The sequence below is a fragment of the Burkholderia sp. 22PA0106 genome (assembly GCF_047497155.1).
GTDB lineage: Bacteria > Pseudomonadota > Gammaproteobacteria > Burkholderiales > Burkholderiaceae > Burkholderia.
This window is the reverse complement of sequence record NZ_CP163162.1, coordinates 765,817-789,684: the sequence shown is the minus strand read 5'-3', so window position 1 is coordinate 789,684 and position 23,868 is coordinate 765,817. Positions and strand designations below refer to the sequence as shown.

Here is a 23,868-nt window from a genome sequence, read left to right as displayed (position 1 = left end):
TGCATCACGCCGCGCCCGCCGTGATCCCTCCTCAGGGCTGCATCATCTCCGTCAACACGGCGAGCTGCTTCGCGCAGTGGCGCTGCGCTTCCTCCTCGATCTCGCGATAGAGCCGCACGATCTGCTCGCCGACCGGCGTCAGCGTGCAGCCGCCGCCGCTCGCGCCGCCCTGCTCGGAATGCGTGGCGGGTGAGCGCAGCGAGCGGTTCAGTTCGTCGATCAGCAACCACGCGCGCCGGTAGGACATGCCGAGATGCCGCGCCGCGGCCGAGATCGAACCGTGCTCGTGCACGGCTTCGAGCAACGTGACCTTGCCGGGGCCGAGCGCGACCGTCTGGCCGCGACGGATGCGCATGCGGAAATTCACCTGCGGTGCGGAAGACGAATCGGAAGCCGGCGGAGCGCCGGCGGAATCGGTCGAGGGCGGAAGGTCGGGATGGGTCATGCGCGCAAGGATACACGAAGGGATCGGCGGGTCAGTGCGGCGAAGCGCGGCCCTGCAACGCGGGAAAACACTGCCCGTAATCCTCGCAGCCGGGACAACCCGGCGCGGGCGCCGGGGCCTCGCCGCGCGACAGCGCGAGATCCTGCGCGAGGAATTTCTTCCAGCGCAGCGCGCCGGTGTTGCGCGCCGCCACGGCCGGAAAAAAACGCGTCAGCATCGCGGATACGGCCTCTCGGCCATCGAGGCCGAGGTCGCGCCACAGATGATCGGGGCGCAGGCAGGCATGCGACACGATGCTGGCCAGGCAGCGGGCGTCGTCGGCATCGACCTCGGGGCTGGCGTCGGCCAGCAAGCGAATGCGCAACGCATCGACGAACGCCGCACGGGAAACCGGCAACACCGGTTCGACCCACGCAGCGCCGACATCCGGCAAACCATGCCGCGTCAGCAAGCGAGCGAACACCTCGTGCGACAGACCGAGCCACGCCAGCTCGTCAGTTGCATCGCCGCTACGCGCGCAAATCAGCGCCGCGAACAGCGCGGCATCGCCAGCACGCACGCTGCCGGAGGCGAACGACACCACGCTCACACCGTCAGCACCCGCGCCACCAGCGACGCGAGCCGCTTCACATGGCGCGGCGCGGGCGAGATGTCCGCGCCCGAGAACAGGTACGGCGCCCCGCCCTCGGCACGCATCGGTTCGCCGCCGCATTCGTAGGCGACGATCGCCTGCTCGCCGATCGCGGTATTGAACAACTCGTGCCACGAGAACGTGACGGCATAGCCGTCGTGGCCGATCGCGAGGAACACGGTGCGCTTGAAATCGCCGCTGGCCGGATCGTGCAACCCGGCCAGCGTGAACAGCTCGGTGAGTCGCACGCCGCGATAGCGCTCGACGTCGCGGATATAGCGCCCGCTCGTGAAGCAGCGCAGCGCGAACGGCTCGCAGACGGTGGCCGGCAGCGCCGCCAGATCGGCAAGCGAGAGCGACATCGGCCGCAGCACGTCGCCCGTCACCTGCACGATGCCCGCGCCGGGGTGGCCGGGCAGCAGCGGCGCGGCGGCGGTTTCGGTGGAGGACATCGCGCCGCTCAGCCTTCGACGCCGATGATCACGCTCGACGCCTTGAAGATCGCGCTGGCCGGCTTGCCGACGGCCAGGCCGAGGCGCTCGACGCTGTCGTTCGTCACGATCGCGACGACCTGCGCGCCGCCCGGCCCGGTGATCGCCACCTCGGCGTTGACCGCGCCCTTGGTGACGGCGGCCACGCTGCCAGCCACGCAGTTGCGCGCCGACACGCGATCGGCATCCACGTCCACCATCACCAGCACCGACGACGCTTTCACCAGCGCGAACGCCTCCACGCCGGCCGCGAGGCCCAGCGACTGCGCGCTGCCGTGCGTGACGATCGCGACGATCTCCAGGCCGTCATCGGCGCGCAGCGTCACTTCGTCGTTGACGGCACCGGGCTTGACCTCGACGATCTGTCCGACGAAATGGTTACGGGCACTGGTGCGCATGCTTGTCTCCTGAAATCGAATGCCGCGGGCCGGCGTGGCCCGCGATGCGGGGACGCCCAGTGTAAACGCATGCTGCATCGCCGATTCCGACAAAATGTCGTGTAAGCACCGTAATATACCGACCTTTATAACGCTACGGAGTAAGCCATGTTTCGCAAGCTGCTGGTCTGCGGCGCCGTCGTCGCAAGCGCATTCGTCGCCACCGCGCACGCCGCCGATACCGACACCGTCAACGTGCTGTACGCGGGTTCGCTGGTCAACCTGATGGAGCGCAGCGTCGGCCCGGCGTTCGAGAAGGAAACCGGCCTGCACTTCCGTGGCTACGCCGCCGGCTCGAACAAGATCGCCAATGAAATCAAGGGCAAGCTGCGCCGCGGCGACGTGTTCATCAGCGCCAGCCCGAAAGTCAATGCCAGCCTGATGGGCGAGGCCAATGGCGATCACACGTCGTGGTACGTCAACTTTGCGCAGTCGCCGCTGATGATCGGCTACAACCCGAAGAGCCGTTTCGCGAAGGAATTCAAGACCAGGCGCTGGGATCAGGTGCTGCAGGAGCCGGGCATCCGCATCGGCCGCACCGATCCGAAGCTCGACCCGAAGGGCGCGTTCACGGTGGAGATGATGACCAAGGCCGCCGAGTTCTATCACCAGCCCGACCTCGTCGAGAAGACGCTCGGCACGCCGGAGAACCCGGAGCAGGTGCTGCCGGAGGAAACGCTGGTCGGCCGCCTGCAATCGGGGCAGCTCGACGCGGGCTTCTTCTACTCGACCGAAACCTCGGACCTGAAGATCCCCGCCATCGCGCCCGCGCCTGAGCTGCACATCCAGGCCAGCTACACGCTGACCATCCTCTCGGATGCGCAGAACAAGGACGGCGCGTCGCGCTTCGCCAACTTCCTGCTGAGCGCCAAGGGCCGCGAGCTGCTGAAGGAGCACGGCGTGGACGTGGTCAAGCCGACCGTCAAGGGCAACGCGCAGGCGCTGCCGCCGTCGCTGCAGGCCGTGATCGACGCCGCGCAATGACGCGACGCGTGGCCGGCCCGCTGCGCCTGCTGGCGCTGCTGCTCGCGGTCTACCTGCTCGCGCCGTTCGTCGCCAGCATCCCGCAGATCGGCGAGGCCGACTGGGCGAGCGTCGATTGGGGCGCCACCTGGTCGGCGGTGGCCGTGTCGGCCGGCAGCGCCACGCTGGCCGCGCTGATCACGCTGGTGTGCGGCGTGCCGCTCGGCTACTGGCTGGCGCGCTCGGGCTCCAAGGCCGCCGCGCCGCTCGGCTTCGTCGTGCAGTTGCCGCTGGCGCTGCCGCCGCTGACCAGCGGCGTGCTGCTGCTGTTCCTGTTCGGGCCGTACAGCCCGCTCGGCCAGTGGACCCACGGCGCGCTGACCGATTCGTTCGCGGGCATCGTGCTCGCCGAAACGTTCGTGGCCGCGCCGTTCCTGATCGTCGCCGCGCGCTCGGCGTTCGGCGCGATCGACCCGGTATTCGAGGACGTGGCCGCCACGCTCGGCCATCGCGCCGGCAGCCGCTTCTTGCGCGTCGCGCTGCCGGCCGCCTGGCCCGCGATCCGCGCCGGCCTCGCGCTGGCCTGGCTGCGCGCGTTCGGCGAATTCGGCGCGACCGTGATGGTGGCGTATCACCCGTATTCGCTGCCGGTTTATACCTACGTGATGTTCGGCAGCCTCGGGCTGCCGGCCATGATGCCGCTGCTGCTGCCCACGCTGGCCATCGCGATCGCCTGCGCGATGCTGTCGATCGTGCGCTTCGGCCGGCGCGAGGCCGCCGACATCGACACCGACACCGCCGAAACCGGCGATGCGCCGCCGCTCGCACGCACCGGCACGCCGCCCGACGGCGACGCGCCCGAACTGCGGCTCGCGATCCGGCTGCGCAAGCGGCTCGGCACGTTCCGGCTGGCGGTGGACTGGACGCCCGCGTCGCGGCGGCTCGCGATCGTCGGGCCGTCCGGCTCGGGCAAATCGCTGGCGCTGCGCCTGATCGCCGGGCTGGAGCACAACGATGAAGGCAGCGTGCGGCTCGGCGCGACCGAACTGGGCGCGCTGCCGCCCGAGCAGCGCCAGATCGGCTACATGCCGCAGGATTACGGGCTGTTCCCGCACATGACGGTGGCGCGTCAATTGAGCTTTCCGGCCGATGCGGACCCGGTGGCCGCGCGTTACTGGGCCGGCCATCTCGGGCTGGACGCGCTGATGCGCCGGCTGCCGCGGCAGTTGTCGCTCGGCCAGCGCCAGCGCGTCGCGCTCGCGCGGGCGCTGACGCGGCACAGCCATCTGCTGCTGTTCGACGAGCCGTTCTCGGCACTCGACACGCCGCGCCGCCGCGCGCTGCGGCGCTCGCTGCGCGCGTTGCAGCGCGAGATCGGCGCGGTGACGGTGATCGTCACGCACGATCCCGACGAGGCCGCGCAACTGGCCGACGACGTGCTCGTCATCGATCACGGCGAAACGCTGCAGGCGGGGCCGGTGGCGGAAGTGTTCGCGCGGCCGGCCAACCCGCGCGTGGCCGAGCTGCTCGGCCTGCGCAACGTGGGCGCGGGCGAGATCGTGGCGCCGGGGCGCATCGGGATCGGTGCGGGGGTGGTGATCGACACGGCCGACCGCACGCTCGCGGTGGGCGCGCGCGCGATGTGGCGCGTGGCGCCGCGGGCGATTCGGCTGGTCGGCGACGATCACCCGGACGCGTACGCGGCGCGCATCGAATCGTCGGAATTGCGCGATGGCGAACGCTACGCGCGCGTGCAGTTGGGTGGATGGATCTTCGAGGTCGCGGCGCATGCGGACATCGCGGATGCCGTCGCCGCATGCCGCGTGAGCGTCGATGCGGACAGCGTCAGCGTGTGGGGGATGGCGGATTGACGGTTTGAGCAGGGGCCGGGTACGCGATCGGCTTTCAGCCACCACTCGGAAAAGCGGGTGTCGAATCACCCGCCCGTCATGTCATTCGGCACGCGATTGCCCGCTCCCCGGCAACGGCATCGCCGCATGCTTCGCCGCCTCGGCCATGAACGCCGGCAACGGCGGCGGATTGACGGCCGACAGCGTCGGCCCCGACTTCCCTGCCGCCGCCCCGGTCACGAAAATCCGGCTCGGCAGCGTGAAATGCCGCAGTTGCAATACGTCCAGCGGGCCGGCGCCCGCCTCGCTGCGTAGTTGCACGCGCAACGGCATGCCCAGGCTCGTGCTCGGCACCCAGGTTAGCAGATAACGCGCGTTGTCCTGCTGCGTCACCTTCGCACGCTCCAGCAGCCGGACCAGCCCGAACCGGCCTTGTTCGTCGAGCGCCGTGCGCAAGCCGCCCTGCTCGGTCTGCCATTCGATGTGCGACAGGTTTTCCAGCGATTGCCCCGGCCACGCGAACGGCGTCCATGCCAGCTTCTGGTTGAAGTAATGCAGCTCGCGGCCCGACAGCACGAAGCGCATGTCTGTCACGCCCGGGGTCGGCACCGCCTGCAACTCGTATCGCACCTGTGCATCGCCGGACGGAAACAGCACGGTCGCCACCCGCGTGAGGCGGTTCAGGCTCGCAAGAAAGCCGGGATCGATCGTCAGCGCACCCTGGCCGGCACCCAGTGACGCGACCCACCGGTCGCCCTGACGCTCGACGACACCGGCCAGTTGCGTCGTCACGAACTGCGTGATCACGCCGTTATCGACGCTCATGAAGCGCGACATTTCGGGTAACGAAGCATCGTTGTCCGAATCGGCGAACGGATAGCGTCCGCCGAACGTGCGGTTCCAGTCCGCGACGATCGCCGTGCGCCACATCTCGTTCAGGCTCGTGGCCGCCGGCTGCACCACCACGCGCCACGATTGATCGAACGGCGCGCGCAACAGCTCGCCCAGCCCGAACCACTGCTCGCCCAGGCTCGCGGCGAGGCGGCCCGCGTAATCGCGGCTTTCGGCCAGCTCGGACGTCTTGCCTTGCAGCACCGACTGCGCGGCATGACGTGCCATCGCGTCGGGGTCCGCGCCGGAAACGATCTGCGAGACCTTCAAGCGCATTGCCGTGACGCGTTCGAGGTAGCGTGCGAGGCTCAGGTCGCCCGTGGCGGCGCGCTGCGCGGCGGCCTTGCCGCTGGCGGGCGCGCCCGTCACCAGATCGCTGCCCGTCAGGCGCAGGATCGGACCGAACGCCGTGGCCAGCGGTGAAAGCGCCGGCTGCACCTGCTTCGACGGATCCTGTTCGCTTGCGCCGACAAGCTGCTGCGCCTTGCCGATCAGGCTGTCGGCAAGCGAGCGCGCGTTCGCACCCGCGCCCGCCTGATAGACAACCGCGTTCATCAGTGCGGCGAGCGGCGAGCGCTGCGTGTCGCCGAGCAGCGTCAACTGGTCGGCCGTGGCCGACAGCGTCGCGGCCGGCTGCCAGCGCAGGCTGTCGAGAAACAGGGCCCAGGCGCGCGCGTAGTCGTCGAAATAGCGCTGGCGCAGTTGGGCCTTCAGCGTTGAGGGCGCGGCCTGTGCGGCCTTCGCATCCGATCCCCCAACGGGACTTCCTTCCGGGCGCAGCACCCAGTCGCCGGCCACGTTGTGCTGCTCGCTCGTATCGTCGATCGCCTTTGCGATCCGCTCGTCCCAGGCCGCGCGCGTGAACACGCCCGGCACCGTCGCCGTCGTGCCGAACAGGCCTCGGCTCGTCGTGTCGCCGAGCAGCGTGGCGAGTGAAACGGGCGGGTATTTGGCTTGCGCATCGTCGAGGATATGCTGATAGATCGCGTCCGTCGAATTCTGGATGCCGCGCACGCCGATGATCGTCTGGCGTGTCGCGGCAACGAGGCCAGCGTCGGGCGTCATCGGCGGCAACGTGCCCCGGCCCAGATGCGCCGCGAAAAACGCGATCGTGTGCTGGCGCAGGTCGTCCCACGCGCCCGGCGACAGCGGCGAATTGACCGGGCGCATCGGCGCCGCCGTTGCGGCGAGCTGCGGCGCGAGGAACGCGGCGACGGCGTGCTTGGGATTCGTGAGCATCAGATACGCCTTGAGCGTGTCATAAGCGGCCTGCACTCCGACGTTGCCGCCGTTGGCGATGTCGGCATCCGACAGCGACGCCAACCGACGCAGATTTGCTTCGAATTGCCGACTGATCGGCGCCACGAGGATGCGGCTGGCCGCGTTCGCGTAGCCGGGCCACAGCGCGTCGAGCAGCGCGCCGTCGCGGTTCAGGCCGAAGCGCGTCAGCCACGGCGCGCCGTCGCGGCGATGGACTTCGAGCGTGTCGATCTGCTTGTCGAGGCGATCGAGCAACGTCATCGCGCGCGTGGGGTTCGGCTCGCTTGCCAGGGCCGCGAGCGTGTCGCTCGTGTCGCGCACAGTCGCGCGGTTTGCAAAGCCCGACGCCACCGTGCCGGCGATCCAGCAGCCGATCAGGCCCGTCGAAATCCATGCGACCGCGGTCGACGGCGAGAAGCCGACGCGCCGGCCTTGGAGCTTGCGGCTGTGCTCGGCGACGGTTTGCCAGAGCGTGCGGTGTTGCGGGCTCATGGCCGGTTCGTCGTTGCCCGGTTCCGCCGACGTGAGTGAAGCGGGCGGTACAAGCTCGCGCGCCTTGCACAACGGCGCGAACAGCAGGCCGTGCACCGCCTGCCGCCAGACTCGGGGTTGCGCCGTTTGCAGCACGAGGCCCGACAGCGCGTCACGAAGACGCTCGATGTGCTGCGACAGCTCGGCCGGATAGCGGTCGCTCGTGTCGTTCACGAGACGCACGACGCCGGCGTCTGCGAGGCAATGGCTCAGGTCTTGTAGCGATGCATCGAGCGCATTTGCGTTGACGCGTGCGTTCGCCCAAGTCAAACCGATCGCTTCGTCGGGGCTCGACGATTCGCCGCCGAAATCGGTGGCATTGAGCAGGTAGACAGGCGCGGCCCAGCGTAAAGCGCACGAGTGGCGCGCGAGCTGGCGGGTGAACGCGTCGGTGTCGAAAGGCGCGGTGGCGGAGCCTCGATCGCGTGTGACAGCGACGATCGCATCAACGGGTCGACGGGTGCGGAGGCGGCGGATTTGGTTGAGCCAGGCGGTGTCGAGCGTATTCGAGGTCTGTTTCGCGTACAACAAGACCGTGTTGCCCGTCACAACATACCCCGCGTCGGAAAGGCCGGGGGCCAGCCGATTGACGATCGGCTCATCGCCTGCGACCAGGATCCAGCGATCCGCCTTGCGCCAGCGGCGACCATGGAGATCGCGCAGTATCTCTCGAAGCGTTCCCGCCCGGTACGCATTCAGATCGACCGGCACTTCCGTTTTCGCGGCGCCCACTCGTGACAATGGATCGCGGTCGTAACGATTCGCTGCGGGGTTGCGGCCGTACCGGGCCACGATTCGCCACGCACCGGCCAGCAGCGCCCGCGCCATCAGGATCACCACGCCAGCGAACGCAACGATGCCGACCTGATGACCCCGCGACGCGTTCGTACCGGCTCCCTTGAAATACACCCAGAGCGCGACTGCGGCGGTGAGTGCGGGAACGAGGATATGGAATCCCCAAAACTTGCGAGTGCTCATACGTTCGAGACCAATTTTTCTATGCGCGAGAAGCACGGATCACGGCGAGCCGCAGCGTACCCTCGTGCCACGCAATGAATTGCTGTACGCCGAGCTGTGCCGCATGCTCTATACCGAGTGCAATAGCTAGCCAGCCGGCACAGACCCCGGGGTTGCCGATGGCCAGATCAACATCGTGCAGGCCAGCGAACGCGCTCGTTTGCGAGACAGCCAGCTTGGTATCCGACGCTGCCTGAAGCAGCGCACTTTTATCGGTTGAAAATAGACCGGCCTGCCAAAGGTCGCCCACTTCGGCAGCTGTAGCCCTCCCCCAAAGCAACGCCGAGGAAATCGCGGCATCCAATCCGGATGCCCCGGCCTCCACGGGGCGATGCAGAAATGCCTGTGCGTCTAGCGCGCAACGTTCGGCGAGCGGCGCCCAGGCAAGCAGCACGCCGACGGCGGCCTCTGCGCTCGACTGCTGCGGTGCATCGTGCAGTTGCACCGAAACGAACAGCGTGGCTTTTTCAAGCGAAGGTCCGCCACGGATGTCCAGCCATTCATCCAGCGCCATGACGCCCGAGGCTGCCGGCAGCAGCCTGGCCATCACCGGCCGAAGATGCTTCGCAGTCCAGCAGGATTGCCACATGCCGAGCAGGTCTTGCTGATCCACGTCGGCAGGCAACTGCAAACAGACACTCAACGGCACCTTGCCAGGTACCGCCGACACGGAACCGGCAATCCGCTCGATCAACGCAGTGAAGCAGGCCCGGTAGCGTTCCGGATTTTCCGCATCGTCCGTGAACGCCAAGGCTGTGTGCCGGATCGCATCGGTGCCGGTAGCCGAGGTTTGCGCGCTCAATGCGAGTTCGCGATTGGCGATGCTGCCGGCAAGGTTCTCGCTGCCCGGCTCGGTCAGATACGCATGGCCCAGCACGGCGAGCGGCTCGCTCGCGAACAGCAGTGCCCGCTCCCGATCCTCGACAAGGACTTCACGCTGTGCCTGAAGGCGCTGGATTTCATCGTCGTGGTAGTGAAGGCGCAGGCCAAACAGCGTGCACCACGCCAGCGCCGGGAATGCGAGCAGACGCACCCAGAACCAGGCGGTCTGGGTCGGTTCGCCTTTGGGCCAGGTCAGCAAGGCGATCACCACGCCAGCGAGCATGACGACGACGAACACACCGAGCCAAACGATGGCACGCGGCGGCTTGGGTTGCGCATCTGACGGCTCTACGTCTGGAAGATCTACCGGCATGACCGTGTTTTCACAACAGGCTCGAAATCAGCCGGCATCCACACATGGCGCGATAGCCATGCCGGGCGACGGGCACGCCCTCATCGAGCATCGTCTCGTCGCCATCGATGATCAGATTCGGGCGGATATCGTGTTGCGGGCAAGTCACCTCGTCGCCCTTGCGCGCGACGTATCGATCCTCGTAACACATGGTGTGCGATGCGCTGATGACTTTGCCCCCGTGGTCGGTGGCGTCGCCAAGACGGATGAGATCAATCACGAATGAAACTCCTGATCATGTTGAATAAAACGGGAAATTGGCTTGAGCGCATGCACCGAATGATTAAAGGTGGTGCGCCTCGGGGAATACGGGTAGCTGACCGATCGTCACGCGTTCTTTCGTGATCGGCTCGCTATCGGGTGAGGTCAATCGTGTCGCTGCGCTTGTCGGGTGCGCTGTTGATTCACCCGCCGACGAGGTCTTCGAATCAGCAGTCGAAAGCGGCAAACCGGTTGCCGGATCGAGGTGCTTTGTCTTCGCAAGCTGGTCGAGCAGTTCTTCCGACGGCTTGGGCGGGGGCACTGCAGCGTCCTGCTCTTTCTGCCACTGGAACGTGCCGTCCCATGCTGGAAGCTTGGCGGGCGGCAGCGGAACGATCTTGTCGATGTCCGGGACTTTGGGGTTGCGGCTGTCGTTATGCCTTAAAAACAACTTGATCAATTTGTACCGGCGGGATCGCTCTGGATCTCCGGGTAACGCGAGGTAATACGGCCTGTTTGTCGCAGGAGGCGCCCCGAACCCCTCCTCAAGAGCCAAGGCCGACAGCGTGTCTCCCTCTGCCACGGCCATTTGAAAAGCTTTGACAGCCTCCGGAAAGTTTTTATCGATTTTAAGATCAATAGCCAGGGTGTTAGCTGAATCTGAATGCCCTTGTTCGGCTGCACATTGACGCATCTGCCGAGCTATGTCGGGAGCCTTATCCATAGGATCGAGCAAATTGGCGACATATGCCTGTGCCTCCGGATTTCCCATGTCCGCCGCCTTGCGAAAGTATCGTCGTGCTGCATCAGCGTCCTGCTTCACGCCGTAGCCGAGCTCAAGGTAGTGGCCCATGTCGTAATACCCACCCGGCACGCCTGCCTTGATCAGTTGATCCACCAGATCAATCGTTTCGACATCCGGGTACGGTGAATCCGCATAGCCTTGCGAAACCAGTCGTTGCAGATTTTGATTGGCTTTGTAGTGACCATGGGCCGCTGCGATCCGGTAATAACGTGCAGCACTATTGAAGTCTTTCGGTCCATCCTGCTTCTCAAGATACAGGCCGTATTTAAAAATCTCGTCCGTCTGCGGGTCGAGCGGCAGCAGGTGATCCGCTTGGTGCACACAGACGAAGGCGAGGTTCGCACGAACGCCGTTCATATCGGATTGCAAAGGCAATTGACGATCCTTGTTCGAGCAGGCAATCACAAGAATCGTCAGGCAGATTGTCAGGACGGTGCGCTTCATGGCTTCAGCACTCACTCGACCAGCGGGTGGACTTGCACAGAAAGCCCAAGGCGCTCACGCAAGCGGATCGTTTCATCACGCATCTTTTCCATGAGCGATCAGCTTCCAGATCACGTCTGTCGTATAGCGGCGCTTTCCCAGTACGCTGTCGAGCAGCGCCAGCGGACGAGGTTCGTAGATATCGAGCAACGGAAAGACATCGCCTCGATTGAAGTTCCGCGTCGTATCGGCCTGAAGCCCCGGACGAATCTGGGCACACCATACGCCGCCCTCAGGGCAGCGTGCCCCCGCTCTCGCCGTCGTTCCGATCGGCAGGCGTGCCCGCGTCGCTGTCGGTGCATCCACCGACGATGTCTTCGAATCAGCAGTCGATAACGGCAAACCCGTTGCCGGATCGAGGTGCTTTGCCTTCGCAAGCTGGTCGAGCAGTTCTTCCGACGGCTTGGGCGGCGGCACCGCAGCGTCCTGCTCTTTCTGCCACTGGAATGTGCCGTCCCATGCTGGAAGCTTGGCCGGCGGCAATGGAACGATCTTGTCGATGTCCGGGACTTTGGGATTGCGGCCGTCGTTATATCTTAAAAACAACTTGATCAATTTGTACCGGCGGGATCGCTCTGGATCACTGGACAATGCTAGGTAATACAGTCTGTTTGTCTCAGGAGGTGCCCCGAATCCCTCCTGAAGAGCCAAGGCGGCCAACGTATCTCCCCCAGCCACTCCCATTTGAAAAGCTTTTACAGCTTCCGGGAAGAGCTTGTCATTTTTTAGATCGATGCCCAAGGTGTCTGCAGTATCTGAATGCCCTTGTTCGGCGGCACATTGGCGCATCTGTCGAGCGACGTCGGGTGCCCTATCTATCGGTGCCAGCAGATTTCCAATGTAGGCCTGAGCCTCCGGGCTACCCATGTCCGCTGCCTTGCGAAAGTATCGTCGTGCCGCGTCAGCGTCCTGCTTCACGCCATAGCCCAGCTCAAGGTAATGCCCCATATCGTAATACCCACCTGGCACGCCTGCCTTGATCAGTTGATCCACCAGACCAATCGTTTCGACATCCGGGTACGGCGACTCCGCATAGCCTTGCGAAACCAGACGTTGCAGATTTTGATTGGCTTTGTAGTGACCATAGGCGGACGCGATCCGGTAATAGCGTGCGGCGCTATTGAAGTCTTTCGGGCCGTCCTGCTTCTCAAGATAAAGACCGAATTTAAAAATCTCTTCCGCCTGCAGGTCGAGCGGCGGCAGGTGATCTGCCTCATGCACACAGACGAAGGCGAGATTCGCACGAACGCCTTTCATATCGGATTGTGAATTCAATTGACTCTCCTTATTCGAGCAGGCAGAAAGTAATGAAATGAGAGAAAAAGCGATGAAAATTATTTTCATGAATTAGTCCACTCGAAGTCGGCTCGTTGACGTCCGCATGAAACCAACCAGCGATGCTCCCGGCGTCGCACCTTTAGCTTGATTGTCCGCGTTATCTTTGATGACAGTCCCCCATGCTTCAAACGCCTCACCCGGCGAATCCTGCGCCCCCATCCCATTCGTATGCATCTCCCACAACCTCCTCCGCAACGCCTGCGTCACACCAGAATGCTCATGACAGATATTCAACTCGCTATCCACTTCCATACTGCGCAAATTCACATTTGCCGAGCCATGCGTGAGGAACACGTCGTCCACGATCATGATCTTGCTGTGCACGTACACCGGCATCCACTGCTTGGCCGGTGAATCCGGCGCCACCAGCGTGCAGACATGAACTTTCAACCCCGGAATGTCTTGAGGCAGAATCGGATTTTTTTCATCGGCGTTGTCCTGAAGCTTCTGCTTCGCTTCCTGGAGTTTCTTTCTTGCCGCGTCCTGCCGTACCGGACCACTGGCGCCATGGTCGTAATGCGCCACCGCGACCTCGTTGACGGCACGCTGCACATCGATCCCGAGTTGCTCGCCACGCTCCAGCCGCGCCACGTTGGGCATGGTGTCCGCACGCCCGAGGCTGTCGAGCATGTCGTACGTCGTGCCCGTACCCATCCCCACCGCGTCGTCGGTCGAGTTCGTCACCACAAACAGATACAGCGGGCCATGCTTGCCGGGATCGCGCCCTGCAGATACGTGCGTCTGCGCAGCCGACTTGATCTTCGCGGCAAGCGGTTCCCACCGGAAATACTGGTTCTCGATGTAGATAAACTGCGTGGCGTTATTGGCCGCCTGCAAGTAGAGCGCCTCGATGTTGCGCACGCCCTCCTGCGACTGCGTCCGGACGATCTGCGCCATGAGCGGCGTGCCCAACTCCGGCCGAACTTTCAGCTGTGCGGCCAATGCCTTGCGTTTGCTCAACAGATCGACATGCGCATTGCGTTGCCAGGCGCGGCAGAAATTCACGTTCAGATGCTCGAGAATCGGCCCGGTCACCCGCGCAGACATATCCTGTCGCGGCGTTTCTCCATTGCGGCCAAATCGCGCATGCATGCGCGCGTAGCTGTGCGCATCGTTATCCCAATAGGCGTCGAGGGTGTTATGCCCCATCACAAAACCAACGGCCTGACTCGGCGTCTCGTAATCAACCAGCACCGTCTTTTGGTGATGCGATGGACCGAGTCCATATCCGCCGATCACCCCCAATTTGCCGACGTTGATATCCGAGCGGAATCTCGACTCGCGGTACATGATTTCCAGCCGATCAAACAGGGAAAAGTCGCGCGTGACCACCTGAATGTTCTCCCACGGCTTCGCGGTCAAGCCCGGCTTGGCGCTCGCGCCTTGCGCATCGGGTCGAGTTGAACGCCGCAAAGATTCGGAGAGTTCCTGTTGTGCCGGCGACGGCGTGATACGAGCCAGGTAATACCACTGCCGGTCATATTCGAGCTGGGTCGTGTTCTCGTTTTGCGTGAACGCGCTGCGCACCAGGTCATATCCCGGGTTCGGATTTTCCAGCTTCTGCGCCACCGCAAACGTATCGGCCCAGCACAGAATGCGGACCTTCACGCCTTCGCCAGCCTTCTGGATCAGCAGGTCACCAATGCAAAGCGAATCGCCGCCGCCCCGCCGGAAATACATCGATGGCTGAAAGCCCCAGCAGATATAGTCGATCGAATGCCTGGCAGCCAGAATCGCGTCATACAGCGCGCCGAATGCCTCCTCTCCGTTGACAAGCGGCTTGTAGGACGCCGGCACCGGATGAAACTCGGCAACGCTGCCCGACTTCTTGCCGGTTCCGCGCGGGCCCGCCGGGATCATGTCGAGAAACCACGGCAGACACAGCATCGCGGACGCAGTCTCGTTGCGTGCAATGGGCACCACGATTTTTGAAGGATTGGCCATGGTCAGTCTTCGGAAGAGATATCCGTGCGCAGGTTCAGCAGCGCGTTATATCGTTCTCGATGCGCCGCGCGATCGCCCGCAGGGGTGATGTCGGCGTCCGTGCTGTTTTCGTGATGCTGGAAGCCCTGATTCGCCAGCTCGCCATTGCCGGGATCGCCCCGGTACGCATCCGCCACCGGAATCGCGTACGTCACGCCGTTCGCCAGCTCAAGTTGGTATTCCCGCGTTGTCACGCTGTGATCGACCGGGATCTGGCCCATGTCGTCGATCACGCCGCGTCGAACCACAGCGCCATCGGCAAGCAGCGTGTACGGCATGCCGGAGAAGACCGCGTTTTTCGATGCAGGCGACGAAGCCAGGTTGAGCATCAAGGGCTGCGCCGGAAGGCTGGTGGGAAGCGTGGGACTGATTTGCGCCGACGCTGCGGAAGGCTTGTTCCACGAGGCGCATTTTTCCAGGATGTCGCCGGGCGTACCGTTCTCGATCCGGTTCGCGTTGATCTTGATATACGATCCGCCTGCGCCAATCCATACCTCTTTTGCCGCGGTCAGCACCAGCCGGCCCTCGGTGCTGGCGATGGTCACGTCCTTCAGCGCCGCCAGCAGCATTTCGTCGCTCTGCGCCTGAATCGCCACTTTCCCCTTCGCAGCGAACAGCTTGATCCCGAGCCTTTCCGCGAAAATCGATACGGCCTCGCCGGCGGCGACGGTGAACCGCCTGACGACCCCGATATCCGCATTGCCGCCCGCCGTAGCGATGAGATTCTTGTTGGCCGCGAGCTGCAGGTGATCGCCCGACACGATCCCGATGCCGGCCGGCGCGCTGATCAGGATGCCCGCCTTTTTCAGGTCGCTCAGGGTGTCGTCCAGCAAGATCTTCTGTTTCGCGTAGTCTGCTGCGATAGCCTCCGAGGCTTTTGCTGCGTCCGCGAGGGACTGCATCTGCTGCAGCGCCTGCTCGAGCAAACGCCGGGCCGCGAGCATCTCGATCTGCTTGCCGCCGGCGCCAGCCTGCTCGTCGGCGGAAAACAACATCCCCTTCGCTCCCCGTACCGCCACATGCCCATCCGAGCGCAGCTCCGCCCCCCGCCCCCGCTCCTTCCGCCCGCTATCGACCATATGCCCAAGATTCAGCTCACTGGTCTGAAATGGCGTCGTGAGGTGGATATGCTCGACGCCTTCCTTATCCTCCATCCGCAGTTCGTTCTGCCCGGCAGTCCGAACGAGATTGCGCGTGTGATTCAGGTTGTCGACCAGGTCTCGATGCTGGCTGTCGTGCATCGCGCCGATGATCACCGGCCGATCCGGATTCCCATCCGTAAACACCACCGCCACTTCCGCCCCGTCGATCAACGGAAAGTGGTGCCCGTAGTTGTCACCGCTATACGGCTTGGCGAACCGCACGGGCCGGCTCGTACCGCCGGGGCTCCACTCGTCGAGATCGAACGGCAGCTTGATCACATACTCGCCACGCTCGGTCAAATACGCATACTTGTAGTTCCCCGGCGACGTGATCCGGCCCGGCAAGATGCCATCGACGCTCGGCCGCTCGATCAGCGCCATCGGCGTCCGCCAGACCCGATCCGACGGAATCCCCTCGAAGCTCACCCAATACGACTCGCCACGGCCACCGCTCGACTCCACCGCCGTGACAAAAATCCCGTGCGTCGCATCGGACGGATTCGGCTCGACGCGCATCACCTCGCCCGCCTCCAGCCAGAACGGATTGCCGGTGCCCTTGAACACGATCTGCTTCGCCAGATACGCCTCGTGGCGCCAGCGGGCGATTTGCCTGCCTTCGTCCAGCGTCTCGTAGTGCTCGCCCCAGCGATAATCGACGGCATTCGTCGCCGTGTCGGTGCGCGCGGCGTTCGCTTCGACGAGCAGCGAAACACCGGCCTCGCGATGGTTGTAGTCGTGCAGCTTCACGCTTTCGGGCACGCGCCGGGTGCGTTTTTCGAGCGACTTGATGGTGTCCGCGCCGGAGCTTTCGAGGCCCGCGTCACGGAGATACGGCACGCTGCGTTGCTTGCGCGCATAGGCATCGAGATCGTCGCCGAACACGATCGCGGCGTAATCGGGCTTTTGTTCCCAGCGGAACCAGATGCCAGCCTCGGCGCAGATACGCTGGATGAAGGCGAAGCTTGTTTCGCGGTATTGCGTCACGTACGCGTGCCGCTTGTAGGTGTGGCGAAGCTTGAACACGAAATCGACGCCGGCCCGGTAACCGCAATGGCGCAGCGTGGCGGTGATGATTTCCTCGACCGACTGCTTCTGGAACAGCCGGCTCGTGACGCCGCGGTTCAGGTCGGCCAGCGCAGGTTCGAGCCGGACCCGGTAGTGCGTCTGGTCGGCGGACGTCGCAAACTCGTCGAATTCGGTGATGACACCGTGAATCTCTTGCGCGGGCGGCATCTTGCTGAACTTCTCGGCGTCCTCGCCGAACATCCGGCGCAGATGAACCATGTCGGGATCGACCGGGGCGATGATGAATCTCGCAGGCCGGCCGATCACCTGGTCCATCGGAACGCCGCCCGCCGGACTCGTGAATTCGATGTCGTAGCGATACAGCTCGCTCACGGCGTCTCGCCCGCTGAACTTGAGCACGGAGAACGGCGCCGGCTGCGGCGCGAGCTTCAACGTATAGGCTTGGGCAGGCAGGATCGACGACATGCGGGAACTCCTCCGGGCAGGGTCAAGCAGCGATACGAACGGCGCAGCCGAACCCTTGCAGCAGCAGCGGCTGACGTTCGAGGCGGAATTGATCTGATTGGCGCTGGGCCGCGAGAGGCATGAGGCGTTACGTGTTGCGTCACCGGCAGCAGCGCAAGAGGCTAGCCCATTGGAAATGGCAAAAACATCAGCAAAGAACTAAAAACGAATTAGCCGATTCTTATTTTTCGTTGTGATTATCGAACCGGCGGTACCGCTGAAACATTGGACATGACCGTTCACCTCCAACAACCCACACAAGCTGAACGTCAGTCATGCAAGGCGCGGAAATCAAGGAGGACATTCATGCGAGAGAGGGAGAAGCCACCGCCTCGGCCTGCTCGCGCGCCCGTTCGCGCTCCGCGTGCTGCGCCGCCGCCGCACGAATCCGCGCCGCCACCGCCGGGTCGAGCGGCGTATAGACGATCATCCCCAGATCGGGCCGCCCATCCACCGCGAACGCCGAATATTCGAGTTCGATCGGGCCGAGCAACGGGTGCTCCAGGCGCTTCACGCCGTCGCCTTCGCCGTGGCTCAGGACCTCGTTGTCGCGCCACAGCATCGCGAACTGCTCGCTGGCCGCGCACAGTTCCTCCACCAGCTCGCCCACCTCCGAAGCGATCCCCGCGCGCGCCACGTCGGCGCGAAACGCGCCCACCACGAACCGCGCCACGGCGTTCCAGTCGTGCTGCTTGGCGCGCACCTCGCGGTTGCTGAACAGGAATCGCAAAATGTTGCGCGAGCCCACCGGCAGCGCGCCGTAATCCGTCAGCACCACCGACGCCGCGCGGTTCCACGCCACCACGTCCCAGGTCGCCGTCTTGACGATCGCGGGGCTGGCCTCCAGCGAATCGAGCAGCCGCTGCAGGCGCGGGCTGACGCCCTCGACCACGCGATAGCGCACCTCGGGCGGCCGCCCGAGCCCGAGCATGAACAGGTGCTCGCGCTCGGCGTCGGTCAGCAGCAGCGCGCCGGCGATCCGCTCCAGCACCTCGGCCGACGGCGCGCCGCCGCGCCCCTGCTCCAGCCAGGTGTACCAGGTCGGGCTGATGTGGGCGCGCTGCGCCACCTCCTCGCGGCGCAGCCCCGGCGTGCGCCGCCGGCCCGCGAAGCCGAAGCTGGCCGGGTCCAGCCGGGTGCGCCGGCTGCGCAGGAAATCGCCCAGCGAGCGGGCCGTGTCGACAGTCATGGGGATCCTGTTAGTCGCTTTACCATGATGAACTCACTACTTTAACGGGATAAGCAGACGTCGGATAGTAAGCCCGTGACGACCCAAGGAGAGTTCACATGCGTATTTTTCTGACTGGCGCGACCGGCTTCATCGGCTCGGCCCTCGTTCCCGAACTGATCCAGGCAGGCCATCAGGTGCTCGGCATGACCCGCTCCGACGCCGGCGCCGACGCGCTGCGCCAGGCCGGCGCCGAAGCGCACCGCGCCACGCTGGAGGACACCGACAGCCTGCGCGCGGGCGCGGCCCAGGCCGATGCCGTGATCCACGCGGCCTTCGATCACGATTTCACGAACTTCGTCGCGAACTGCGAGAAGGACAAGCGCGCGATCGCCGCGCTCGGCGAGGCGCTGAAGGGCTCGGACCGCCCCTTGCTGATCACCTCGGGCACCGGCGTGGGCAGCGGCGCGCATGGCGAACCGGCCAGCGAGGACGTGTTCAACACCACCCATCCGAACCCGCGCATCGGCTCCGAGCTGGCCGGCAACACGCTGCTCGACGCCGGTGTCAACGTGTCGGTGATCCGTCTGCCGCAGGTTCACAACCCGTACCGTCAGGGCCTGATCTCGCCGCTCGTGCAGATCGCGCGCGACAAGGGCGTGGTGGCCTATGTCGGCGAGGGCCGCAACCGCTGGCCGGCCGGGCATCTGTCGGATGTCGTGACGCTGTATCGCCTCGCCATCGAGAAGGGCCAGGCTGGCGCGCGCTGGAACGCCGTGGGCGAGGAAGGCATCGCCAGCCGCGAAATCGCCGAGACGCTGGCGCGCGTGCTGGGCCTGCCTGCCCGCTCGATTTCGGCGGAAGAGGCGCAGGCGCACTTCGGCTGGATGGGGATGTTCGTGACCCTCGACATGCCCGCATCGAGCGCGCTGACGCAGGCGCGGCTCGGCTGGAAGCCGGTCGGGCCGACGCTGCTCGACGATCTGAATCAGGGCAAGTTCGTGGAAGGCGCGGCGCACTGATGGCTGATTGACCCGCTCGGCTGCTGTCCCCGATCGGCGGGACGGCAGCCGAAAATCCGCTTTGACCGGCCCCGTCAGGTAACGTATCGTTTTGCTACGTTACCTGACGGGGCCTGTTTCATGCATTCGCGATTCGACCGCTTCCGGGCCACGCCACTCGGCCGGCAACTGGAAGCCTTGATCGATACGCCATCGCGCTACATCGAGTTCGCGGCGCTGTCGCGGGTGGGCGTGGCGGCGATCGCCGCAATCCGCGACGAGATCGCCGGGAAATTTCCCGATATCGCCGACGACACCACCGCGCGCCAGTTCTGCGGCGCGATGGTGGCCGAGGTGATGCGCCGCCACGGCCACGAACTGGTGCAGGCGCGCGGCCGGATCGGCGGCGCGCCGTTCACGTATGGCGCGGTGTTCGGCCCGTATCCGGTAGTGCTGCCATTCGGCGGCGTGCTCGATGCGCTGACGCACATGCCCGCGCGGCTCGCAATCGCCGCCGCGCGCCTGCCCGCCGCGCAATGGGCCACGCGTCCGGCCGGCACCGGCTTCGCGTTCGTCGAACATGCCTGCCATCTGCGCGATCTCGATGCGGTGTTCGCGCAGCGCATCGAGGCCGTGCGCCGCGAAACGCTGCCCGTCATCGCCTCGGTGGACGGCACGGCGCTGGCTGAAGCACGCGACTACCTGCATCAGGACGGCCAGGACGCGCTGACCGCGTTCGCCGCCTCGCGCGGCCGCTTGTGCGATTCGCTCGCCACGCTCGATACCGCCGCGCTGGCCCGCTGCGGGCTGCGCGACAGCGTGCGCCGCATGACGCTGGAGGAACTCGTGCGCGAGCTGCTCGACCACGACCGCACGCACGGCCTCGAACTCGACGAACTCGAACACGAACTGGCCGGATCGGTGCACGCCACTATCAAGGAGAACGAAGCATGACCTCACTGCCGCCCGCGATCTTCATCCACGGTTTCATCGGCACGCTCGCGATCGACGGCTACGCGCCGCCGCACGCCGCGCCGTCGCTGCTCGGTTACGGCGAACACCGCGACGTGCCGGCCGCGCGCATCACGCTGCCCGAACAGGTCGCGCATCTGCGTGCGTTCGTCGAGGCGCAGGCGGGCATGGAACGCGTCGATCTGGTCGGCCATTCGGTGGGCGGTGCGATCGCGATGCTGTTCGCGCACGCGCACCCCGAACGCGTGCGGCGCATCGTCAACATCGAGGGCAACTTCACGCTGGACGACGCATTCTGGTCGGCTTCGGTCGGCCGCATGACGGCGCACGAGGCCGAGGCGATGCTGGCGGCGTTTCGCGCCGATCCGGCGCGATGGCTGGGCGGCGCGGTGGCGGACGTCACGCCGTCGATGGCGCGCACCGCGGCGCGCTGGCTCGACCATCAGCCGGCCTCGACGCTGCGCGCGATGGGCCGCTCGGTGGTGGACACGACCGGCAGCGCGGCCTATCTCGATGCGGTCAGGGCGGTGTTCGAGCGGCATCGCGTCTGCCTGGTGGCCGGCGAGCGCTCGCGCGACGGCTGGCATGTGCCCGACTGGGCGCTGGCGCGCTGCGCCGGCTTCGAGGTCGTGCCGAACAGCGGCCATTTGCCGGCGATCGAGCAGCCGGCCGCGCTGGCGGATGTGTTGCATCGGTTTTTGGGGGCGGACGATTCGCATTGAGCGTCACGTCGGCAACCTCAAGGCCAACCTCACCCCACCCGCACCGGCTCGCCCCCCACCCCGCGCAACGGCGGCAACGGCTCCACGCGCCCGACCAGAAACAGATACGACAGCGCGCCCACCACGCACAACACCCCGGCCGCCACCAGCGGCACCACGAACGATCCGCGCGTGATCGACAGCATCAGCCCCGTGAACGTGGTGATGAAGATCCCGGCCAGATTGCCCGCGAAGTTCTGGATGCCGCCGATCGACGCGACGTGCGCCGGCGTGGGCGCCACCTCGCCCACCAGCGTCCAGACGTTCGCGCCGGCAAACGACAGGCCCGCATACGACAGCGCGAACAGCGCGAGGCACCAGCCGGTGCTGTCGACCAGCGCCGACAGCGCGATCGACGACGACGCCAGCATCCCGCCCACCAGGCAGGTCTTGCGCGCGGCCGTGGCGCTCCAGCCGCGCCGGAACAGCGCGTCGGACACATAGCCGCCGAGCCAGCCGCCCGGAATCGCCACCAGCGCCGGCAGCATGCCGAGCGTGCCCAGCGACGCGAGCGAGAAGCCGCGCGACTGCAGCAGATAGCTCGGGAACCACGTGATGAAGAAGTAGATCGCGAAGTTCAGGCAGAACAGGCCGATCATCATTCCCCAGATGGTGCGATAGCGGAACAGGTCGAGCCACGACACGCGCGCGGCGGCCTCGGCCTGCGCCGCGGTGCGGCCGCCGGCCGGCACGCCGGCCCGTTCCGCCAGCAGCGCGGCCACGGCGTCGGGCGCGATGCCGCGATAGCGCTCCGGGTCGCGATAGATGAACCACCAGGCCGCCGCCCAGACGATGCCGAGCGAGCCCGTCACGATGAACGAACCGCGCCAGCCCACCTGCGAGATCAGCCACGCGACCAGCGGCAGCGACAGCGCCGAGCCGACCCGCGAGCCGCTGTCGAAGATGCTGCTGGCCAGCCCGCGTTCGCGCCGCGGGAACCAGTTGAACGCCACCTTGGCGAACGACGGGATCGCCGCCGCCTCGCCCGCGCCGAGCATCAGGCGCATCCCCACCAGTTGCCCCAGGCCGCGCGCCGCGCCGGTGGCGACCGTAAACACCGACCACCAGCCCACCGCGAGCGCCAGCGCGATGCGCACGCCCACCTTGTCGATGAACCAGCCGGCCGGCAATTGCAGGAACGCGTAGGTCCAGAAGAACGCGCTCAGCACGAAGCCCATGCCGACGGCGTCGAGGCCGAGATCGGCGCGAATGCTGGGGGCGGCGATCGCCAGATTGGCGCGATCGACGAAATTGATGACGTTGGCGAGGAAGCACATCAGGATCATCGCCCATCGGATGTTCGGCATCGAAGGTCTCCGCTTCGTTGGTGTTGGGCGCGGCCGGCCTCGGAGGGCGGCGCGCGCCGGTCGCACGTTGGCGTGCTTGTCGGTGGTGGTGTGATGCGGTCTTGCAGTCTTGCGGTCTTGCAGCGGCGGCGGGCGCGACGGCCCGCCCGGGGTCAGGCGTGGTCGAATTTCTGCAGCGCTTCCCACAGCCCGTTCAGATACACGGCGCCGAGCGCGCGATCGTAGAGGCCGTAGCCGGGCTTGCCGGTTTCGCCCCAGATCATCCGGCCGTGGTCGGGCCGCACGTAGCCGGTGTAGCCGGTGTCGTGATACGCCTTGACGATCGCGGCGATATCGAGCGAGCCGCAGCTCGACAGGTGCGCCGATTCCTCGAAATCGCCGTCGGGCGTGATCTTGACGTTGCGGATATGCGCGAAATGGATCCGGCCCATGCCGCCGAATTCGCGCACCAGCGCCTCGACGTCGTTTTGCGGCCCCGCGCCGAGCGAGCCCGAGCACAGCGTCAGGCCGTTGGCCGGATGGTCGACCGCCGCCAGGATGCGCGCGAGATCGTCGCGGTTCTTGACGATGCGCGGCAGGCCGAAGATCGGGCGCGGCGGATCGTCCGGATGGATCGCCATGCGAATGCCGCATTCGGCCGCCACCGGCACCACCGCCTTCAGGAAATATTCGAGGTTCGACCAGAGCCGCGCCTCGTCGATCTCGCGGTATTCGGCGAGCAGCGCCCGCAGTTCCTCGGGGCGATAGCTCGAATCCCAGCCCGGCAGGGAAATGCCCTGGTTCGGATCGATGCGCTCCACTTCGGCGGTGCTGAACGCGAGGCAGGTCGAGCCGTCTTCCAGCGTCTTGGCCAGCTCGGTGCGGGTCCAGTCGAACACCGGCATGAAGTTGTAGCAAACCACTTGAACGCCGGCCGCCGCGAGGTGGCGCAGCGTCTGCTGGTAGTTCGCGATCAAGCGGTCGCGGGTGGGCTTGCCGAGCTTGATGTCCTCGTGCACCGGCACCGATTCCACCACCTCGAAACGCAGCCCCGCCGCCTCGATCTTCGACTTCAGCGCGGCGATCTTCTCCACCGGCCACACCTCGCCCACCGGCTCGTCGTAGACGGCCGAGACGATCTGCGTCACGCCCGGAATCTGACGGATGTACTGCAAGGACACCGGGTCCGAATCCCCGTACCAACGAAACGACATCTGCATGACTGGCCCTCCCGAGCATGACGGCGGCGGTCCGGCCGGAACGTTCCGGCCCCGCCTGGTTGTCCAGATTCTCACTGGTCAACCAATCAGGCGAAATAGTGGTTTACCAGTTGAAAGCAGGGTATCGAACGCCGCTGCGGCTTGCCGGGCGGGAGGTTTCGTCGATTCATGGGACCGCCGGGCCGGCGCGCGGCCAAACTGGTGTACCATTTTCGCCGTCCGCGTTTC

At 65.6% G+C, this 23,868-nt stretch carries 19 protein-coding genes; 5 read left to right on the top strand and 14 right to left on the bottom strand.

Annotated elements, in window-relative coordinates; genetic code table 11:
- Window positions 1-31: 31 nt before the first annotated feature.
- The 4 genes from AB4850_RS03415 to AB4850_RS03400 are packed head-to-tail and all read right to left on the bottom strand — an operon-like array spanning window position 32 to window position 1,965.
- Entirely contained in the window at window positions 32-457 is a 426-nt protein-coding gene (locus AB4850_RS03415; RefSeq protein WP_414441946.1) for a winged helix-turn-helix domain-containing protein, read from the bottom strand.
- A gap of 19 nt (window positions 458-476) precedes the next feature.
- On the bottom strand, window positions 477-1,025 hold the full coding sequence (locus AB4850_RS03410; protein ID WP_414441203.1) for a nitrogen fixation protein NifQ: 549 nt from the start codon (window positions 1,023-1,025) through the stop codon (window positions 477-479).
- Window positions 1,026-1,030: 5 nt separating this feature from the next.
- A complete protein-coding gene (locus tag AB4850_RS03405) occupies window positions 1,031-1,528 on the bottom strand; it encodes a molybdopterin-dependent oxidoreductase (protein WP_414441202.1) in 498 nt (165 codons plus the stop codon).
- A gap of 8 nt (window positions 1,529-1,536) precedes the next feature.
- Window positions 1,537-1,965: a TOBE domain-containing protein gene (locus AB4850_RS03400; RefSeq protein ID WP_414441201.1), complete on the bottom strand. Its 429-nt coding sequence runs from the start codon at window positions 1,963-1,965 to the stop codon at window positions 1,537-1,539.
- Between the two features lie 147 nt (window positions 1,966-2,112).
- Here AB4850_RS03400 and AB4850_RS03395 point away from each other — a divergent pair, with 147 nt between their 5' ends.
- Window positions 2,113-2,988 carry an extracellular solute-binding protein gene (locus AB4850_RS03395; protein ID WP_414441200.1) on the top strand — a complete coding sequence of 292 codons (876 nt, stop codon included), beginning with the start codon at window positions 2,113-2,115 and terminating at the stop codon, window positions 2,986-2,988.
- Window positions 2,985-4,838 (top strand): ATP-binding cassette domain-containing protein, encoded by a 1,854-nt coding sequence (locus AB4850_RS03390; RefSeq protein WP_414441199.1) that lies wholly within the window; start codon window positions 2,985-2,987, stop codon window positions 4,836-4,838. The genes AB4850_RS03395 and AB4850_RS03390 overlap by 4 nt, the downstream gene beginning before the upstream one ends.
- A gap of 81 nt (window positions 4,839-4,919) precedes the next feature.
- On the opposite strand, the gene AB4850_RS03385 is transcribed toward AB4850_RS03390, so the two are convergent.
- From AB4850_RS03385 to AB4850_RS03350, 8 genes are all read right to left on the bottom strand, one after another.
- Window positions 4,920-8,477 (bottom strand): ImcF-related family protein, encoded by a 3,558-nt coding sequence (locus tag AB4850_RS03385; RefSeq protein WP_414441198.1) that lies wholly within the window; start codon window positions 8,475-8,477, stop codon window positions 4,920-4,922.
- A 19-nt stretch (window positions 8,478-8,496) separates the two neighbouring features.
- Window positions 8,497-9,711 carry a hypothetical protein gene (locus AB4850_RS03380; protein WP_414441197.1) on the bottom strand — a complete coding sequence of 405 codons (1,215 nt, stop codon included), beginning with the start codon at window positions 9,709-9,711 and terminating at the stop codon, window positions 8,497-8,499.
- 10 nt (window positions 9,712-9,721) lie between these two features.
- The gene (locus AB4850_RS03375) at window positions 9,722-9,970 is read right to left on the bottom strand and encodes a PAAR domain-containing protein (RefSeq protein ID WP_414441196.1); all 249 of its coding nucleotides are present in this window, start codon (window positions 9,968-9,970) and stop codon (window positions 9,722-9,724) included.
- A gap of 63 nt (window positions 9,971-10,033) precedes the next feature.
- Window positions 10,034-11,200 carry a sel1 repeat family protein gene (locus tag AB4850_RS03370; protein ID WP_414441195.1) on the bottom strand — a complete coding sequence of 389 codons (1,167 nt, stop codon included), beginning with the start codon at window positions 11,198-11,200 and terminating at the stop codon, window positions 10,034-10,036.
- Window positions 11,201-11,275: 75 nt separating this feature from the next.
- On the bottom strand, window positions 11,276-12,583 hold the full coding sequence (locus AB4850_RS03365) for a sel1 repeat family protein (RefSeq protein WP_414441194.1): 1,308 nt from the start codon (window positions 12,581-12,583) through the stop codon (window positions 11,276-11,278).
- Between the two features lie 3 nt (window positions 12,584-12,586).
- Complete coding sequence (locus AB4850_RS03360) at window positions 12,587-14,521, bottom strand: phospholipase D-like domain-containing protein (protein ID WP_414441193.1); 1,935 nt, start codon at window positions 14,519-14,521, stop codon at window positions 12,587-12,589.
- A gap of 2 nt (window positions 14,522-14,523) precedes the next feature.
- Window positions 14,524-17,193 (bottom strand): type VI secretion system Vgr family protein, encoded by a 2,670-nt coding sequence (locus tag AB4850_RS03355; protein WP_414441192.1) that lies wholly within the window; start codon window positions 17,191-17,193, stop codon window positions 14,524-14,526.
- A 343-nt stretch (window positions 17,194-17,536) separates the two neighbouring features.
- Window positions 17,537-18,421: a helix-turn-helix transcriptional regulator gene (locus tag AB4850_RS03350; protein WP_414441191.1), complete on the bottom strand. Its 885-nt coding sequence runs from the start codon at window positions 18,419-18,421 to the stop codon at window positions 17,537-17,539.
- Between the two features lie 98 nt (window positions 18,422-18,519).
- Between AB4850_RS03350 and AB4850_RS03345 the strand changes: the two genes are divergently transcribed.
- The 3 genes from AB4850_RS03345 to AB4850_RS03335 all read left to right on the top strand — a co-directional run bounded on the left by AB4850_RS03345 (window position 18,520) and on the right by AB4850_RS03335 (window position 21,095).
- Window positions 18,520-19,422, top strand: a complete 903-nt coding sequence (locus AB4850_RS03345) for an SDR family oxidoreductase (RefSeq protein ID WP_414441190.1) — start codon at window positions 18,520-18,522, stop codon at window positions 19,420-19,422.
- 120 nt (window positions 19,423-19,542) lie between these two features.
- Entirely contained in the window at window positions 19,543-20,355 is an 813-nt protein-coding gene (locus AB4850_RS03340; protein WP_414441189.1) for a DinB family protein, read from the top strand.
- Window positions 20,352-21,095: an alpha/beta fold hydrolase gene (locus AB4850_RS03335; RefSeq protein ID WP_414441188.1), complete on the top strand. Its 744-nt coding sequence runs from the start codon at window positions 20,352-20,354 to the stop codon at window positions 21,093-21,095. Before AB4850_RS03340 ends, AB4850_RS03335 begins: the two co-directional genes overlap by 4 nt.
- A gap of 29 nt (window positions 21,096-21,124) precedes the next feature.
- On the opposite strand, the gene AB4850_RS03330 is transcribed toward AB4850_RS03335, so the two are convergent.
- Entirely contained in the window at window positions 21,125-22,441 is a 1,317-nt protein-coding gene (locus AB4850_RS03330) for an MFS transporter (protein ID WP_414441187.1), read from the bottom strand.
- A gap of 152 nt (window positions 22,442-22,593) precedes the next feature.
- On the bottom strand, window positions 22,594-23,640 hold the full coding sequence (gene uxuA / locus AB4850_RS03325) for a mannonate dehydratase (RefSeq protein WP_414441186.1): 1,047 nt from the start codon (window positions 23,638-23,640) through the stop codon (window positions 22,594-22,596).
- Between the last annotated feature and the right edge of the window lie 228 nt (window positions 23,641-23,868).

Bases quoted from the DNA above. Each gene is read 5' to 3' on its own strand.
- AB4850_RS03335 (WP_414441188.1), top strand. From the start codon at position 20,352: ATGACCTCACTGCCGCCCGCGATCTTCATCCACGGTTTCATCGGCACG.
- AB4850_RS03345 (WP_414441190.1), top strand. From the start codon at position 18,520: ATGCGTATTTTTCTGACTGGCGCGACCGGCTTCATCGGCTCGGCCCTC.
- AB4850_RS03395 (WP_414441200.1), top strand. From the start codon at position 2,113: ATGTTTCGCAAGCTGCTGGTCTGCGGCGCCGTCGTCGCAAGCGCATTC.
- AB4850_RS03370 (WP_414441195.1), bottom strand. From the start codon at position 11,200: ATGAAGCGCACCGTCCTGACAATCTGCCTGACGATTCTTGTGATTGCC.
- uxuA (WP_414441186.1), bottom strand. From the start codon at position 23,640: ATGCAGATGTCGTTTCGTTGGTACGGGGATTCGGACCCGGTGTCCTTG.
- AB4850_RS03330 (WP_414441187.1), bottom strand. From the start codon at position 22,441: ATGCCGAACATCCGATGGGCGATGATCCTGATGTGCTTCCTCGCCAAC.
- AB4850_RS03360 (WP_414441193.1), bottom strand. From the start codon at position 14,521: ATGGCCAATCCTTCAAAAATCGTGGTGCCCATTGCACGCAACGAGACT.
- AB4850_RS03365 (WP_414441194.1), bottom strand. From the start codon at position 12,583: ATGAAAATAATTTTCATCGCTTTTTCTCTCATTTCATTACTTTCTGCC.
- AB4850_RS03385 (WP_414441198.1), bottom strand. From the start codon at position 8,477: ATGAGCACTCGCAAGTTTTGGGGATTCCATATCCTCGTTCCCGCACTC.
- AB4850_RS03355 (WP_414441192.1), bottom strand. From the start codon at position 17,193: ATGTCGTCGATCCTGCCTGCCCAAGCCTATACGTTGAAGCTCGCGCCG.
- AB4850_RS03405 (WP_414441202.1), bottom strand. From the start codon at position 1,528: ATGTCCTCCACCGAAACCGCCGCCGCGCCGCTGCTGCCCGGCCACCCC.
- AB4850_RS03350 (WP_414441191.1), bottom strand. From the start codon at position 18,421: ATGACTGTCGACACGGCCCGCTCGCTGGGCGATTTCCTGCGCAGCCGG.
- AB4850_RS03340 (WP_414441189.1), top strand. From the start codon at position 19,543: ATGCATTCGCGATTCGACCGCTTCCGGGCCACGCCACTCGGCCGGCAA.
- AB4850_RS03400 (WP_414441201.1), bottom strand. From the start codon at position 1,965: ATGCGCACCAGTGCCCGTAACCATTTCGTCGGACAGATCGTCGAGGTC.
- AB4850_RS03380 (WP_414441197.1), bottom strand. From the start codon at position 9,711: ATGCCGGTAGATCTTCCAGACGTAGAGCCGTCAGATGCGCAACCCAAG.
- AB4850_RS03390 (WP_414441199.1), top strand. From the start codon at position 2,985: ATGACGCGACGCGTGGCCGGCCCGCTGCGCCTGCTGGCGCTGCTGCTC.